Consider the following 15,507-nt stretch of genomic DNA (forward strand, 5'->3'; position numbering starts at 1 on the left):
TGCAATCCGCCGCGATCTGCCCGCCATGTTCCCAATCCTGCCGCAATCCCGCCCCTAACAAAAGTTAATGACACACCTAACGAAGGTTAATTTCGCCGACCTTCGGATGGGTGTTCCTGCCGTTCCGGCAGGTCAAAAGGGAACGGATGCCGATGATTACGCACTTGCAACGCAGGGCCGGGGCCATCGTCGCGCGGTCGATCCCGGACGAATCACCCATCCTTGGGCTTCGGGCGGCCCGCCAAGGACTGTCTGCAAGATTTCCACAATTGCGGCGGGAAACGGCCGATCGTTTCACCACCTCCGCAGAGCAGACGCCTGCGCGTTTACGAATCTTGCCAGCCGCCGACGCCTTCCCCATCGTCCTCCGCCGGGGGCATGACGATGGGGCGAACCGGGCAACCGGGGCGTCGTCCACTGAACATGGGAATGCCTGACATGCGCACCTCTCTCCGCTCCCTCCTCGGTCGGCCGTTCCGTCGTTTCCGGCGCAGCGAGGACGGCTCGCTCATCGTGTTCGGCCTGTTCCTCTTCGCCACCTTCTTCCTGATGTCCGGCATGGCCGTCGACCTCATGCGCACCGAGAACCGGCGCGCCGCGCTGGCGCAATCGCTCGACCGTTGCGCGCTGAACGCCGCCGCACTGCGCCAGACGCTGGACCCGGTCGATGTGGTGCGCGACTGCGTCGACCGCGACGACATGCTGCCCTTCGTCACCGATATCATCGTCACCAACGGCGCGGGCCAGCGCTCGGTCGAGGTGAAGGGCAAGATCCCGGTGGAAACCATGTTCATGGGCGCCTCGGGCGTGGATGTGATCGACGTGGGCGGCCGCTCGGTCGCCGAACAGCGCGCGACCAACATCGAGATCGTGATGGTGCTGGACGTCTCGGGGTCCATGGCCGGGTCGAAGATGACCGCGTTGAAATCGGCGGCGAAGAACTTCGTCTCGACCGTGCTGGCCAATAACACCAACCGCATTTCCATCGCGATCGTTCCCTATAACGGGCAGGTCAACCTTGGCCCCTCGCTGCGCACGAAATTCAACGTGACCCATGTGCCGGGCCTGCCCGCCACGGCGGATGTGAACTGCGTGGACATGCCCACCTCGGTCTATTCCAACGTCGGCATCGCCCGCACGCTGGCCATGCCCGCGACGGGCTGGGCCGATGCCTTCACCACGTTGGGCAGTTTCCCCACCAGCTATTCCACCACGGGCCGCAGCCCCACGGCCGGCAACGTCTGGTGCCCGCCCTCGACCTCGAACATCGTGCGCCTGCAGGATGACAACATCGCGGCCATGCACGATTACATCGACGATCTCACCGCGATCGGCGCGACCTCGATCAACGCGGGGATGAAATGGGGCGGGGCCCTGCTGGACCCGCAATTCCGCAGCGTCGTCAACGAATATGTCGATACGGGCGTGATCCCGCCGGAATTCCGCGACCGTCCCTTCGATTATTCCAAGCGCGACGCGCTGAAGATCGTCGTCCTGATGACCGACGGCGAGAATTTCGGCGATGTGCGGCTGAATGACAATTACCGCACCGGCCTGTCGCCGATCTTCAAGGGCACGGACGGGAATTACTCCATCCGGCACACTTCGGGCCGCCCGTCGGGCGCAGGCAGCAACGAATACTGGGTCCCCCACCGCAACAGCAATGCGGGCGAATGGCGCGCGACCTCCTGGGGCGGTTCCACCGGCACACAGGGCACGCAAATGACCTGGCAGCAGGTCTGGCAGGAACTGAACGTCAGCTGGACGGCATGGCACATGTATGCCCGCGCCTTGGGCACCACCTCCACCACGCGGACGAACCAGTACAACACTTGGTTTAACAACTTCCGCAGCCAGCGCGGCACCTCGACCAGCACGCCGGAGATGGATGAGGAAGTGGCCAGCATCTGCGGCCTGACAAAGCAGCAGGGCGTGCTGATCTATGGCATCGCCTTTTCGGCCCCCACCCGCGGCGTCAACACAGTGCGCAACTGCGCCTCGTCCACGGGCCATTTCTTCCACTCGACCAGCACGAACCAGTTGAACGCGGCCTTCCAGGCCATCGCCACCAACATCACGCAACTGAGGCTTGTGAACTGATGCGGATGCCAACCCCGTTCAAACGCTTCTTCCGCGAGGAAGGCGGCAATGCCACGGTCGAATTCGCGATCCTCGTGCCGCTTCTGTTCGCGATCTTCGTGGCGACGCTGGAAGGCGGACTGATGATGTCGCGCTGGGCCGGGATCGACCGGGCCGCCGACATGGTGATCCGCAACCTCAGGCTCGGCCAGTACGAGAACCCGGATGCCGAACTTCTGCGGCAAGAGATCTGCGATCAGGTCTTCCTCGTCGAGAACTGTTTCCAGAACACCGCCGTCGACATCCGCGAGATCGACCGCGCCACCTTCCTGATGCCCGACGAGGACGAACCCTGCGTCACCCGCGAGGACGAGATCATCCAGCCGGTCACCGAGGTGACGCCGGGCCAGCAGAACGACCTGATGCTGATCCGGGTCTGCGTGACGGTGGATGCGCTGTTCCTCACCTCACGCTTCGCGATGGAGGATCTGGATGCGCAGGGCGGCTATGCGCTGTCCGTCTCCTCCGTCTACGTGAACGAACCGAGTTGAGGGAGGACGGGATGATGCGCTTGCTTTCCGCTGTTCCAGCCCGCCTGCGCCGCGCCACGCGCCGTTTCGCGGCCCGGACGTCAGGATCCATGACGGTCGAGGCGCTGTTCATCGTGCCGGTTATGATGTTGGGCATGACGGGCTTCTATGCCTTCTGGGATGCCTACAAGACCCAGAATGTCGTGCAGAAGGCCGCCTATGCGGTATCCGATATGCTGTCGCGCGAGATGATCCCGGCGACGCCCGCCTTCATCGACGGGCTGGATCGGACGCTGGAATACCTCGTCGGCAGCGATGTCCGCGTGCGGGTGACCAGCATCCGCCGCACGGCGAATGGCCCGCTCGGCCTGCAGGGGCTTGACGTGCTTTGGTCCTATTCGCCCGGCAACGTGATGCTGCCGCTGACCGAGGCCACACTGACAGAGGTGGAGGCCGACATCCCGATGATGGCGGTGGGGTCGAACATGGTCGTGTTCGAGGTGCGCGTGCCCTATTCGCCGGTAACCGAGATCCTCGAACTCGACTCGATCCGTGAGACGGTGGCGATGCGCCCCCGCTTCTTGCCGACGCTCTGCATGACGGGCGTCGTCTGCTGACGGCAGCCCCGCCCGGGGGGCGGGCTGCGATCTGTGCGGCATGGCACGCAGACCCTGCGCGGGCCTGCGTTGCCGGATCGGGACGGCTGCCCTAGCTTCGTGGCAGATCAGCCGCGCAGGAGTGCACCATGTCCATCCGTCCGATCCTTGAGGAAAACCGCGCCCAGCCCACCTATGAGGGGGCGGGCGTGCATCTGCACCGCGCCTTCGGCTTCGGCGATCCGTCGAAGATGGACCCGTTCCTGCTGTTCGACGATTTCCGCAACGAGGACCCACGCGACTACATGCGCGGCTTCCCTTGGCATCCGCATCGGGGCATCGAGACGATCACCTATGTCCTTGCAGGTGCGGTGGAACATGGCGACAGCCTTGGCAACCATGGCCTTCTGAAAGGTGGCGACGTGCAGTGGATGACGGCGGGGTCCGGCATCCTGCATCAGGAGATGCCGCGCGGGAATGCCAAGGGGCAGATGCACGGCTTCCAGCTCTGGGCGAACCTGCCCGGCAGCCTGAAGATGACCGCGCCGCGCTATCAGGACGTGAAGGGCAAGGACATCCCCGAGATCATGGATGATGACGGCACCGTGGTGAAGGTGATCGTGGGGTCGTTCTGGGGCAAGACGGGCCCGGTGGACGGCATCGCCGCCGATCCGCAATACCTCGACATCTACGTGCCGCCGGGACGGCGGAAGACCTTCAAGGTGGATACCTACCGCCGTGCCTTCGCCTATGTCTTCGAAGGAAAGGGCAGCTTTCGCGACGCCGCTGCCCCGACCGGCGTGCTGCTGGAGAAAGAGGTGCGCGGGCAGGAGGTGAACATCCGCGACATGTCGGGCGACCGCACGCTGGTCCGTTTCGGCACCGGCGACGAGGTGACGGTGCAGGCAGGCCCCGACGGGCTGCGGTTCCTGCTGATCTCGGGCGCGCCGATCCAGGAACCGGTGGCATGGCACGGGCCCATCGTGATGAACACCGATGCCGAGATCAGGCAGGCGATGACCGAATTGCGCAACGGCACCTTCATCCGCCCCGCGCATTGACCCTGCGCGCCCTTTCGCCACCGGGCAGCCCCGGCTAGGATGGCCCGTCCCAGCCCGCCTCCCAGCCGGAGCCTGCCCATGCGCCTGACCGCCGCCCTCCTCTGCCTGCCGTTTCTGGCGGGATGCAGCCAGCCGGGCTTCATCGATACGGGCGATGTCGGGCCGCCGCCGCCGCTCCTGCCGATAGAGCAGTTGCTGACGGCGGACAGTCCGCAACTGGATGCCGAGGCGGCCGAGGCGCTTTCGGCCCGCGGGACGGCGCTGCGCGCCCGCGCGGCCGCAGCCGGCTGAGGCCCCCTCCTCTGCGTTGCAAGCCCCGCGCCGAACGGCTAACAGGGCGGCAGATGCGCAGACCGCGCCGCCCTGCCCCCGCTGAATTACGGAGAAGCCCATGCCCGCGCCCCTTCGCCTCGGTCTTGCCGGTCTGGGAACCGTCGGCATCGGCGTGGTGAAGATCGTGCAGCGTCATGCAGAGCTGCTCGCCGCACGCGCGGGCCGCCCCGTCACCATCACCGCCGTCTCGGCCCGCGACCGCAGCCGCAACCGCGATGCCGACCTCTCTGCCTATGACTGGGAAACCGACCCCGTCGCGCTGGCGAAACGGCCTGATATCGACGTCTTCGTCGAGGTGATGGGCGGCCATGACGGCCCCGCCAAGGCCGCGACCGAGGCCGCACTTGCCGCAGGCAAGGACGTGGTCACCGCCAACAAGGCGCTACTCGCCCATCACGGCCAGAGCCTTGCCGAAACGGCCGAGGCCGCGGGTCGCGTCATCCGCTTCGAGGCTGCCGTCGCGGGCGGCATCCCCGTGATCAAGGCCCTGACCGAGGGGCTGGCCGCCAACCAGATGCGCCGCGTCATGGGCGTGATGAACGGCACCTGCAACTATATCCTCACCCGCATGCAGAATGCGGGCCTGCCCTATGAAACCGTATTCGAAGAGGCCCGCCAGCTTGGCTATCTGGAGGCCGACCCCAATCTGGACGTGGGGGGTATCGATGCAGGCCACAAGCTCTCGCTTCTGGCCGCCATCGCCTTCGGCACGCGCGTGAGCTTCGACAAGGTGGAACTCGAAGGCATCGGCAATGTCTCCATCGAGGACATCCGCATGGCCGATGACATGGGCTATCACATCAAGCTGCTGGGCGTGGCGCAGATGACGGGGCGTGGCCTTGAACAGCGCATGACGCCCTGCCTCGTTCCTGCCGAAAGCCCGCTGGGCCAGTTGCAGGGCGGCACGAACATGGTGGTTCTGGAAGGCGACAGCGTGGGCCAGATCGTGCTGCGCGGGCCCGGCGCGGGCGAAGGCCCGACCGCCAGCGCGGTGATGGCCGATGTGATCGACATCGCGCGCGGCATCCGCCTTTCCACCTTCGGGCGACCCGCCACAACGCTGGTGGACCCCGTGGCGGCGAGATCCGCCACACCGGCCCCCTATTACCTGCGCATGACGCTGCTGGACAAACCCGGCGCGCTGGCCAAGGTGGCCACCTGCATCGGCGAGGCGGGCATCTCGATCGACCAGATGCGCCAGATCAACCAGCCGGGCGAGGCGGATGACAAGGCCACGGTGCTGATCGTCACCCACAAGGCGGCCCCCGCCGATATCGGCTGGGCCCTGTCGCGCATCCCCGAAACCGGCGTGCTGGTCGGCGCCCCGGTGGCCATCCGGATCGAGGAAGTCTGACCGGGCCGAAAACTTTTCATCCGAAAAGTTTTCGCTTCGAAAATTCTTCGTACGAAGAATTTTCGCCCCCTGCCCCGCCACTGCCGCATTCCTGCCCGCCGTTAGCGTCACCATCCTTGCCGCGCCCCGCGCCGGGCGCTAAGCGGGCGGAAAATGCCATTGAAAGAGGGACGCATGGCCGACAAGGACGAATTTCAGGACCGCCTCCTCTCGCTGGGCCTCGCCCGCGTCTCGGAGGCGGCGGCGCTGGCCTCGGCCGCGCTGATCGGGCGCGGCGACGAGAAGGCCGCCGATCAGGCCGCCGTCAACGCGATGCGCGACCAGCTCAACCTGCTGGACATCGCGGGCGTCGTGGTGATCGGCGAGGGTGAACGGGACGAGGCCCCGATGCTCTATATCGGGGAAGAGGTGGGCACCGGCAAAGGCCCCGCCGTGGACATCGCGCTCGACCCGCTGGAAGGCACGACCCTGACGGCGAAGGACATGCCCAACGCGCTGACCGTCATCGCCATGGCCCCGCGCGGCACGCTGCTGCACGCGCCCGATGTCTATATGGACAAGCTGGCCATCGGCCCCGGCTTCAAGCCCGGCACCGTGACCATGACCATGAGCCCCTCGGAGCGCGTCTCGGCCTTGGCTGCCGCCAAGGGCTGTTCGACCGAGGACATCACCGTCTGCGTCCTCGAACGCCCCCGGCACGAGGAGATGATCAAGGAGATCCGTTCCACCGGCGCGGCGATCCGGTTGATCACCGATGGCGATGTGGCGGGCGTGATGCATTGCGCCGAACCGGATGTGACGGGGATCGACATGTATATGGGGTCCGGCGGCGCGCCCGAGGGCGTGCTGGCGGCGGCCGCGTTGAAGTGCATGGGCGGGCAGTTCTTCGGCAAGCTTCTGTTCCGCAACGAGGATGAGCGCGCCCGTGCCCGCAAGGCCGGGATCACCAATTTCGACCGCGTCTACACGCGCGACGATCTGGTGCGCGGGGACGTGATCTTCGCCGCGACCGGCGTGACCAACGGGTCGCTGCTGGCCGGGATCAAGCGGGAACCCCGGATGGTGACGACCGAAACGATCCTGATGCGGTCGAAGACCGGATCGGTGCGCCGCGTCCTCTATCGCAGCCCCATCCGCTGAGGCCCACCGCGCGCGGTGGGGCGGGGCCTTCGCCCCCCCGCCCCTTGCGCGAGGCGTGGCTTTGCGGCACTCCGTCAAGCCATGACCCAACGTGCCTTCCTCAATGTCGATGCCTCGCTGACCGGTCGCCGCTGGATCGGCCCCACGGCAGAGGAGGACCGGTTGGCAGAGGCCATGGCCCAGCAGACGCGGCTTCCGCTGGCGCTCTGCCACACGCTGGTCAGGCGCGGCGTGGCCCCGCAGGATGCCGCCGCCTACCTTGCCCCTTCGCTGCGCGACCTTCTGCCCGATCCGCTGACCTTGCGCGACATGGGGCCTGCCGCCGCGCGGTTCCTGCAGGCGCTGAAATCCCGCGAGACCATCGCGGTCTTCGCCGATTACGACGTGGATGGAGGCACTTCTGCCGCGCTCTTGATCACATGGCTGCGTGCCATGGGGCATCGGGCCACGCTCTACATCCCCGACCGCATCGACGAAGGCTATGGCCCGAACATCCCCGCGATGGAGGCGCTGGCGGCGACCCACCGCCTGATCCTCTGCGTCGATTGCGGCACCCTCTCGCATGATCCCATCGCCGCCGCCGTGGCCAAGGGGGCGGATGTCGTCGTCCTTGATCACCACCTCGGCGGCGAGAGGCTGCCGCCCGCGCTGGCCGTGGTGAACCCGAACCGGCAGGATGAGGATGGCAGCCTTGCCCATCTCTGTGCCGCCTCCGTCGTTTTCCTGATGCTGGTGGAGGCGAACCGCCAAATGCGGGCCGAGGGCGTTCAGGGGCCGGATCTGATGGCGATGCTCGACCTCGTGGCGCTAGCCACCGTGGCCGACGTGGCCCCGCTGATCGGGGTCAACCGCGCCTTGGTCCGGCAGGGGCTGAAGGTGATGGCGCGGCGGGAAAGGGTGGGGCTGCGCGCGCTGGCCGATGTCGCCCGCATGGATCAGGCCCCGAACACCCATGCTCTCGGCTTCCTCCTTGGTCCGCGGGTCAATGCGGGCGGGCGGATCGGCGCGGCCGATCTGGGCGCGCGGCTTCTGTGCTGCGAGAGCGAGGCCGAGGCGCAGGCCCTTGCCGCCCGCCTTGACGAGTTGAACACCGAACGTCGCGAGATCGAGATGCGCGTCCGCGACGAGGCCTTGGCACAGGCCGAGGCGCGGGGTCTGGACGCGCCGCTCGTCTGGGCGGCAGGTCAGGGCTGGCATCCCGGTGTGGTGGGCATCGTCGCCAGCCGGTTGAAGGAGGCGACGAACCGCCCCGCCGTGGTGATCGGGCTGGAGCAGGGGATGGGCAAGGGATCGGGGCGCTCTGTTTCGGGCGTCGATCTGGGCGCGTCCGTCCACCGCCTTGCCGCCGAGGGGTTGCTGGTCAAGGGCGGCGGCCACCGCATGGCCGCGGGCCTGACGGTGGAGGAAGGCAAGCTGGAGGCCGCGATGGCCCGCCTCTCCGACCTCCTCGCCCGACAGGGCGCGGGGGCGGGCAGGCCTGCCGACCTGAAGCTGGACGGCCTTCTCATGCCCGGTGCCGCCGACCGCGCGCTGGTGGAGCGGCTGGAAGAGGCAGGCCCATTCGGCGCCTCGTCCCCAGCCCCGCGCTTTGCCTTTGCCGCCATGTCCGTCCGCGCCCGCCGCGTGGGCGAAACCCATCTGAGGCTGTCCTTCTCGGATGGCAGCGGGCCTACGCTGGAGGCCATGGCTTTTGGGGCCTTCGACGGCCCGCTCGGCCCGGCGCTGATGGAAGGCGGGCATCAGCGGTTCCACCTTGCGGGACGGCTGGAACTGAACACATGGAACGGCAGCACCAAGGTGCAACTCCGGCTGGAAGACGCAGCCCGCGCTTGACCCACACGGCGAGCGCCGCGCATCATTTTCCCTCTTGCACCCGCCCCGCCTGCCGATTAGACACCGCCCCACTGATCGTGGCCCGTTCGTCTATCGGTTAGGACACCAGGTTTTCAACCTGGGAAGAGGGGTTCGACTCCCCTACGGGCTGCCACTTTCCCCAAATTGATCAAGAAGATACGCGCCGCCTCGCGGCCCAGCCTCGCCTTTTGGCAAGCCCCGCGCGCCCGGCGCAAATGTTTTGAGTTTGAAATTCCTATTGACAGACTCGCCCTTCCCGCGAAACCTTAACTCCAGAGTAAAGAAATTCGCACCAACGCGAATCGCTCAACAGGGATGGTGGCGATGCTTCAGGAACGCATCGAAGGCAAATGGCTTGCCGCCTTTCGGCGTGTCCTCGCGCTGAACGGGATCGGCAAGGGGACGCAGGTGGCGATCCTGTCCGAAACCCAGTCGCGGCCCGTGCTGGTGCATCTGTGCGAATTGGCGGCCTATGACCTTGGCGCCGAATTCTGCATGATCCAGATGCCCACCCCGGCGCAATCGGCCCCGGTCCCGGTGAAATCCACCGGAACCAGCTGGGCGATACAAGGCAACCGCGCGGTGATCGAGGCGTTGAAACGTGTCGACATCATCGTCGATTGCACGGTCGAAGGCCTGATCCACGCCCCCGAATGGCCGGAAATCGAAGAGGCGGGCCGCACGCGCCTGCTGGTGATCACCAACGAACATCCCGAAATCCTTGAACGCACCGAACCCAAGGCCGAGGACAACGTCAAACTGCAGATCGGCATCCAGATGCTGCGCGAGGCGTCCGAGATGCGGGTGACCTCCGCCGCTGGCACCGACCTGACGGTCGATCTGCGCGGCGCGCCCTGCGGCGGGACGGCGGGCTTCGGCACCACTCCCGGCGCGGTGGCGCATTGGCCGGGTGGCCTCTGCCTTGCGTTCCCCGGCAAGGAGGCGGTGAACGGGCGCATCGTCATGGACGTGGGCGACATGAACCTGACGTTCAAGACCTTCCTCAACAGCCGGATCGACTTCACCATCGAGAAGGACTTCGTCACCGCGATCAAGGGCGACGGCATAGATGCCCTGCACCTGCGCGAATACATGGAAGCCTGGGGCGACCGGAACGCCTATGGCCTGAGCCATGTCGGCTGGGGGATGAACCACGGCGCGAAATGGGTGTCCGCCGCCATGTATGACAAGCGCGACATGCAGGCCGTGGAATTCCGCGCCATCGCCGGATCATTCCTGTGGTCCACCGGGGCGAACCAATATGCAGGCCGCTATACGCTCGGCCATTTCGACCTTCCGATGAGGAATTGCACCATCGCCCTCGACGGGCGCGTCGTCGTGAAAGATGGCGTTTTGCAGGGAGAGCTTGCCTGATGACCGAACAGCGCCCGATCACCGCCGCCATGCCCATGAGCAGCCCCGGCGATTACTATGACCTCTCGCGCATCCGCCCCGAGGTGCTGGCCATGCTGGACAAGGTCAACGCCATGGGCGCGACCTTCGCCGCCCGCGCCAAGGCCGTGGATGACGAGGCATCTTTCCCCGTCGACAATTACCGCGATCTGGCCGAGGCGGGGTTCCTGACGCTCTGCATCCCAGAAGAATATGGCGGCATGGGCTTCACCATGTGGGAATATGCCATGGTGGGGGCGGAAATCGCCAAATATTGCGGGGCGACCGCGCTCACCTTCAACATGCACAATTCCTCCATGGCATGGTCACGCTTCATGTTCGACATGCCCAACTTGACGGATGCGGAACGGGCGGAATTCGCCCCCTTGCGCGAAAGGCAGTTCAAGCGGGCGATTGCCGAAAAGGCGATCTATTCGCAGCCCATCTCGGAAGGCGGGCAGAACTGGACGTCGAAACCGAACCAGACCCAGTGCCGCGCCGTCGAAGGCGGGTGGCGGATCAACGGGTTCAAGAAGTTCGCCAGCCTCGCGGGCTATTGCGATTACTACACCATCGTCTGCACCGAGGTTTTCGAAGGTGTGGAGCCGCGCCACGAGGATACGATGCTCTTCGTCGTCCACAAGGATGCGCCGGGGCTGACGGTCAAGGGCGAATGGGACCCGCTGGGGATGCGCGGCACGAACAGCCGCGACCTGATCCTGAAGGATGTCTTCGTCACAGCAGAAGACATGCTGATGCCGCGCGGCATCTTTGGCAAAACCCTGCCCAACTGGCCGCATATGATGGCGACGCTGTCGCCCACCTATATGGGCGTGGCGCAGGGGGCGTTTGATTTCACCGTGGCCTATCTCAAGGGGCAGGTCCCCGGCCAGCCCCCCATCGACCGCCGCATGTATGCGACCAAACGCATCGCCGTGGGCAAGATGTATGCCCGCCTCGCCAACATGCGCGCGCTCTGGTGGCAGGCTTTCTCCGAGGCGAAGGGCTTCCCCACCAAGGCCGAGGTCATGCGCATGTATGCCGCGCAGTACAACGTCATGGAGGGCGCGGCGGAAATGACCAGCATGGCCATCCGCACCTGCGGCGGGCAGTCCATGCTGCGCTCCCTGCCCTTGGAGCGGATGTATCGCGACAGCCGCTGCGGCGCGCTGATGCTGCCCTACACATCGGAAATCATGGAAGATTACCTGTCCATCCTGACGCTCTACGACATGGACGAGATCGACGATGCGCCCGGCGACGAGGGCGGCGCGCGCAACTCGCTCTGGCGCGGGGATGCCGGATCGCTCAAGGGGCTGCGCTAGGGCCATGGGGCGCGACCGCGTTCACGTCCACGGCCATGTCGCCGCCGACCCGGCCGCCGTCTGGGCCGTGGCGCGCGATTTCGGTGGCGCTTGGCATCCATGGATCGCCACGATCCGCACCGAACGCGATGCGCGCGGCCATCTGATCCGCGCCTTCACCGTGGCGGGGGAGGAGACGCTCTACCGCGAACAGCGCACCTATCTGTCGGACAGCGACCGGGTGCTGGCCTATACCCATCTGGAGGGCATCGCCGGGGCGGAAAGCTATGACGCCCGCCTGACCGTCTCGCCCTCCGATGCGGGCGGGTCGGTGGTGACATGGACCGCCACCATCGCCGCGCCCGCCGTACGGCTGGCGCAGATCTGCGACGGCACCCGCGCGGTGTTTGAGGCCGGGATCGAGGCGCTGCGGGGGGCCGGGGGGGTGCAGGGCACCCCCCCGCCCCCCCCCGCGCCCTGCCCTGTCACCGACACCACGATCGACGACCTGCCGCGCCTTGGCCTCTCGCTCACCCCCGACAGGGGCGATGGCAGGCTCTGCCTCTTCCTTCACGGCATCGGCGGCAACCGGGGCAACTGGCGCGCGCAGCTTGGCGCAGCGGGCCATCACATTCGCGCCGCAGCACTCGACCTGCGCGGCTATGGCGACAGCACGCTCGGACCCCGTGGCTCGACCGTCGATGACTATTGCGCCGATATCCTGCGGGTAGCCGAAACCTTCGGCGCGCGCCGCCTCGTCCTTGTGGGCCTCTCCTATGGGTCATGGATCGCCACCTCCTTCGCCATGCGCCACCCGGACATGCTGGATGGACTCGTCCTCTCCGGCGGCTGCACCGGCATGTCCGAGGCAGGCCCCGACGAACGCGAGGCCTTCCGCCTCTCGCGCGAGGTGCCGCTGAACGCAGGGCAGGTCCCCGCCGATTTCGCCCCCGCCGTGGTCAAGGTGCTGGCCGGCCCCGACGCGACCGAGGCCGTCAAGGCCGACCTCCTCGCCTCCATGGCCGCCATTCCCGCCTCCACCTATCGCGACGCGCTTTCGTGCTTCACCAACCCGCTGGAACGCTTCGACTTTTCGCGCCTTTCCATGCCCGTCCTGATGATGACCGGCGAACATGACCGCCTCGCCCCACCCGCCGAGATCCGCGCCGTCGCGGGGCGGATCTGGGACAGCGCCCCCCGCCCCGACGTGCGCTTCGAGGTGATCCCCGGTGCCGGCCATGTCTGCAATGTCGAGGCGCCGGATGCCTACAACCGCCACCTGACCGATTTCCTGCAGGGCCTGCCCGCATGACCGCCCTCTCGCGCCGCGCCCAGAACCGGATCGAGCGTGAGCGGCGCATTCTGGAGGCCGCGCTGAAGGTTTTCGCCGAACAGGGCTATTCCGGCACCACCATGGATGCCGTGGCCGCCGAGGCAGGCCTGTCGAAACCCACGCTCTACCAGTATTTCGACAGCAAGGAGGCGCTGTTTCAGGCGATGATGCTGGGCAAGCGCGACCTGATGCTGACGGTCTTCGCGCACCCCTCACCCAAGGGGATGGTGGCCGACCTTCACGGCTTCGCCTGGACCTATGCCGATACCGTCATGCGGCCCGACATGCTGTCGCTCGCCCGCCTCATCATCGGCGAGGTGCAGCGCTTCCCCGAAATCGGGCGGGCCTATCAGGCGTCCGGTCCCGATCAACTGCTGCGCGGGATCATGGCCTATCTGACAGGCCAGCGCGCGGCGGGGCGGCTGGCCTTCGACGATGCCGAACTTGCCGCGCAGGATCTCTGGGGCCTCATCCTTTCCGCCCCGCGCACGCAGGCGCTCTACCTGCCCGACGCGCCGCCCTCGCGGGCGCAACTGGGCCGCTACATCATGAACGGGCTGCGCGTCTTCCTGCGCGCCTATTCCACCGATCCGAACCACGATCTTGAACAGCTAGAGGCGCTTGAAAGCGCCCGTTTGACAGGGACAGGACCATGACACTCGACGACTTCCTCGCCGATCCATCCAGCCGCTTCGCCACCGTCGCCATGGCCGATACCAACGGCCTCTTGCGCGGGCAGATGGTTTCCGTGAACAGCCTGAAGGGCATCGCGAAGAACGGCATGGGCATGGCCCCCGCACAACTGGCGCTGGACCCGACCGACGTGCTGCTGACGATCCCCGGCGTGAATGACGACACGGGCGATTTCCACGACGATCCCCTGCGCGTCGATCCCGGCACAGTGCGCCGCCTGCCATGGTCGAAGCCGGGGCATGACCTTCTGGTCCTGTCCAACTTCACCGGCGAAAGCGCCAAGCTCTGCCCCCGCTCCATCCTGAAATCCGTCCTCGACCGCGCGGCATCGGCGGGGTTCCTCCCGAAATACGGGATGGAACTGGAATACACCCTATTCGACGAAACGCCCGAAAGCGCCCGCGCCAAGGGCTATCGCAACCTCAAACCCGCGACCCAGCACGCAAGCCACGACCTGACTATCTATCAGGCCGTGCAAACCGAATGGTACGAAGCCATCGCCGCCATGTGCGAACCGCTGCGGATCGACCTTGCCAAGATGCACGAGGAAATCGGCGCGGGCTTCATGGAGGCCTGCATCGGCGCGGGCGAGGGCTTGGAACCCGCCGATCAACTGGTGCTTCTGAAGAACTTCATCCGCGCGCTGGCCCTGCGTCAGGGCAGATCCGTCACCTTCATGCCGCGCTGGAACGAACAGGCCGACAGCCAGTCGATCCACCTGCATGTCAGCCTGAAGGACAAGGCGGGCAAACCGCTCTTCTGGGACGAAGGCGGCAAGAACGGCGTCAGCCGGACCTTCCAGCACTTCCTTGGCGGCCTGCAGAAATACGTGGGCGACATGACGCTGATCTTCCAGCCCACGGTGAACAGCTATCGCCGTTTCGCGCCCGGCACCTTTGCGCCCCCCGGCCTGACATGGGGATATGAGAACCGCACCACCTGCTTCCGCCTCGTGGGCCATGACGCGGGCAGCCTGCGGGTGGAAAACCGCCTGCCGGGGGCGGATACCAACCCCTACCTCACCGCCGCCGCCACCATCGCCGCAGGCGTGGCGGGCATCCTTGAAGGCGTGGAACCCGATCCCGAAACCATCGGCTCCGGCTATGCCCAGAGCCCGCCCCGCGACTTCGCCCGGTCGATGCCCGAGGCGATAGACCGGCTGCGCGGGTCCGATTTCGCCAAGGATTGGCTCGGCCCCCGCTTCGTCGAGGCCTTCACCGCCACCCGCGAATGCCAGCATGACGAATTCCGCAGGCGGGTGCCGGATGTGGAACTCGAACGCTTCTTCGATCTGGGCTGACGGCGCATGGAAACCCTCCGCGCCCGCTTTCTGGAAGGCATGAGCCGCGCCGCCACCTTCGTTTCCGTCGCCACGACCAACGGGCCGGGGGGGCTTGCCGGGGTGACGATCTCCTCGCTCACCTCGGTCGCGGCAGATGGGGAACAGCCCTCGCTGCTGGCCTGCATCCACCACCAAAGCCCCGCCGCCGCCGCCATCCTCGCCAACCGCGCCTTCTGCGCCAACCTTCTGGCCGAGGATCAGCAGGAGGTCGCGAACCTCTTCGCGGGCCGCGCGGGGGGTGACCATGCTCAGCGCTTTGCCAAGGCGGCATGGGCGCATGGCCCGCTCGGCCAGCCGCTGCTGGCCGGGGCCACCGCCACTTTTGAATGCCGCCTCGCCACGGCGCTCTTGTGGGAGACGCATCACATCATCGTAGGCCAGGTGCAGTCCGTGCATCTGTCCGACGCCCCCTCGGCCCTGCTCTACGGCCAGCGCGCCTATCGGCGGGCGGTGCATCTTCCCAAGGGGGAATGACGATCCCCGGCGCGGGGCCAAC

Annotated in this window: 14 protein-coding genes and 1 tRNA gene; all 15 read left to right on the forward strand. The window is 66.6% G+C overall.

Annotated features, from left to right (window positions below; translation table 11 throughout):
* The first annotated feature begins 429 nt into the window (after window positions 1-429).
* The 15 genes from TabM4_RS14195 to TabM4_RS14265 all read left to right on the forward strand — a co-directional run bounded on the left by TabM4_RS14195 (window position 430) and on the right by TabM4_RS14265 (window position 15,485).
* On the forward strand, window positions 430-2,100 hold the full coding sequence (locus TabM4_RS14195) for a hypothetical protein (protein ID WP_434613612.1): 1,671 nt from the start codon (window positions 430-432) through the stop codon (window positions 2,098-2,100).
* Entirely contained in the window at window positions 2,100-2,630 is a 531-nt protein-coding gene (locus TabM4_RS14200; protein WP_434613615.1) for a TadE/TadG family type IV pilus assembly protein, read from the forward strand. The genes TabM4_RS14195 and TabM4_RS14200 overlap by 1 nt, the downstream gene beginning before the upstream one ends.
* 11 nt (window positions 2,631-2,641) lie before the next feature.
* On the forward strand, window positions 2,642-3,226 hold the full coding sequence (locus TabM4_RS14205; RefSeq protein ID WP_434613617.1) for a TadE/TadG family type IV pilus assembly protein: 585 nt from the start codon (window positions 2,642-2,644) through the stop codon (window positions 3,224-3,226).
* A 128-nt stretch (window positions 3,227-3,354) separates the two neighbouring features.
* Window positions 3,355-4,266 carry a pirin family protein gene (locus tag TabM4_RS14210; protein ID WP_434613620.1) on the forward strand — a complete coding sequence of 304 codons (912 nt, stop codon included), beginning with the start codon at window positions 3,355-3,357 and terminating at the stop codon, window positions 4,264-4,266.
* A gap of 78 nt (window positions 4,267-4,344) precedes the next feature.
* Window positions 4,345-4,557, forward strand: coding sequence for a hypothetical protein (locus TabM4_RS14215; RefSeq protein WP_434613623.1), 213 nt, complete (start codon window positions 4,345-4,347; stop codon window positions 4,555-4,557).
* A gap of 100 nt (window positions 4,558-4,657) precedes the next feature.
* On the forward strand, window positions 4,658-5,953 hold the full coding sequence (locus tag TabM4_RS14220; RefSeq protein WP_434613626.1) for a homoserine dehydrogenase: 1,296 nt from the start codon (window positions 4,658-4,660) through the stop codon (window positions 5,951-5,953).
* Between the two features lie 174 nt (window positions 5,954-6,127).
* Window positions 6,128-7,093, forward strand: coding sequence for a class II fructose-bisphosphatase (gene glpX, locus TabM4_RS14225; protein WP_434613629.1), 966 nt, complete (start codon window positions 6,128-6,130; stop codon window positions 7,091-7,093).
* An 81-nt stretch (window positions 7,094-7,174) separates the two neighbouring features.
* Window positions 7,175-8,926, forward strand: a complete 1,752-nt coding sequence (recJ, locus tag TabM4_RS14230; protein ID WP_434613632.1) for a single-stranded-DNA-specific exonuclease RecJ — start codon at window positions 7,175-7,177, stop codon at window positions 8,924-8,926.
* Window positions 8,927-9,005: 79 nt separating this feature from the next.
* Window positions 9,006-9,080, forward strand: a tRNA-Glu gene (locus TabM4_RS14235).
* 191 nt (window positions 9,081-9,271) lie between these two features.
* Entirely contained in the window at window positions 9,272-10,321 is a 1,050-nt protein-coding gene (locus tag TabM4_RS14240; RefSeq protein WP_434613635.1) for a peptidase M29, read from the forward strand.
* Complete coding sequence (locus TabM4_RS14245) at window positions 10,321-11,664, forward strand: acyl-CoA dehydrogenase family protein (RefSeq protein WP_434613638.1); 1,344 nt, start codon at window positions 10,321-10,323, stop codon at window positions 11,662-11,664. Before TabM4_RS14240 ends, TabM4_RS14245 begins: the two co-directional genes overlap by 1 nt.
* Before the next feature lie 4 nt (window positions 11,665-11,668).
* Window positions 11,669-12,955, forward strand: a complete 1,287-nt coding sequence (locus tag TabM4_RS14250; protein ID WP_434613641.1) for an alpha/beta fold hydrolase — start codon at window positions 11,669-11,671, stop codon at window positions 12,953-12,955.
* Window positions 12,952-13,632, forward strand: a complete 681-nt coding sequence (locus TabM4_RS14255) for a TetR/AcrR family transcriptional regulator (protein ID WP_434613644.1) — start codon at window positions 12,952-12,954, stop codon at window positions 13,630-13,632. Before TabM4_RS14250 ends, TabM4_RS14255 begins: the two co-directional genes overlap by 4 nt.
* Window positions 13,629-14,969 carry a glutamine synthetase family protein gene (locus TabM4_RS14260; protein WP_434613647.1) on the forward strand — a complete coding sequence of 447 codons (1,341 nt, stop codon included), beginning with the start codon at window positions 13,629-13,631 and terminating at the stop codon, window positions 14,967-14,969. The genes TabM4_RS14255 and TabM4_RS14260 overlap by 4 nt, the downstream gene beginning before the upstream one ends.
* A gap of 6 nt (window positions 14,970-14,975) precedes the next feature.
* Window positions 14,976-15,485, forward strand: a complete 510-nt coding sequence (locus TabM4_RS14265) for a flavin reductase family protein (protein ID WP_434613650.1) — start codon at window positions 14,976-14,978, stop codon at window positions 15,483-15,485.
* Window positions 15,486-15,507 lie beyond the last annotated feature (22 nt).

Origin of the sequence: Tabrizicola sp. M-4, from assembly GCF_051132405.1 — a bacterium.
GTDB lineage: Bacteria > Pseudomonadota > Alphaproteobacteria > Rhodobacterales > Rhodobacteraceae > Paragemmobacter.

Coding starts and splice junctions, on each gene's coding strand:
- TabM4_RS14265 (WP_434613650.1), top strand. CDS start 14,976: ATGGAAACCCTCCGCGCCCGCTTTCTGGAAGGCATGAGCCGCGCCGCC.
- glpX (WP_434613629.1), top strand. CDS start 6,128: ATGGCCGACAAGGACGAATTTCAGGACCGCCTCCTCTCGCTGGGCCTC.
- TabM4_RS14255 (WP_434613644.1), top strand. CDS start 12,952: ATGACCGCCCTCTCGCGCCGCGCCCAGAACCGGATCGAGCGTGAGCGG.
- TabM4_RS14200 (WP_434613615.1), top strand. CDS start 2,100: ATGCGGATGCCAACCCCGTTCAAACGCTTCTTCCGCGAGGAAGGCGGC.
- recJ (WP_434613632.1), top strand. CDS start 7,175: ATGACCCAACGTGCCTTCCTCAATGTCGATGCCTCGCTGACCGGTCGC.
- TabM4_RS14210 (WP_434613620.1), top strand. CDS start 3,355: ATGTCCATCCGTCCGATCCTTGAGGAAAACCGCGCCCAGCCCACCTAT.
- TabM4_RS14195 (WP_434613612.1), top strand. CDS start 430: ATGCCTGACATGCGCACCTCTCTCCGCTCCCTCCTCGGTCGGCCGTTC.
- TabM4_RS14260 (WP_434613647.1), top strand. CDS start 13,629: ATGACACTCGACGACTTCCTCGCCGATCCATCCAGCCGCTTCGCCACC.
- TabM4_RS14215 (WP_434613623.1), top strand. CDS start 4,345: ATGCGCCTGACCGCCGCCCTCCTCTGCCTGCCGTTTCTGGCGGGATGC.
- TabM4_RS14245 (WP_434613638.1), top strand. CDS start 10,321: ATGACCGAACAGCGCCCGATCACCGCCGCCATGCCCATGAGCAGCCCC.
- TabM4_RS14240 (WP_434613635.1), top strand. CDS start 9,272: ATGCTTCAGGAACGCATCGAAGGCAAATGGCTTGCCGCCTTTCGGCGT.
- TabM4_RS14250 (WP_434613641.1), top strand. CDS start 11,669: ATGGGGCGCGACCGCGTTCACGTCCACGGCCATGTCGCCGCCGACCCG.
- TabM4_RS14220 (WP_434613626.1), top strand. CDS start 4,658: ATGCCCGCGCCCCTTCGCCTCGGTCTTGCCGGTCTGGGAACCGTCGGC.
- TabM4_RS14205 (WP_434613617.1), top strand. CDS start 2,642: ATGATGCGCTTGCTTTCCGCTGTTCCAGCCCGCCTGCGCCGCGCCACG.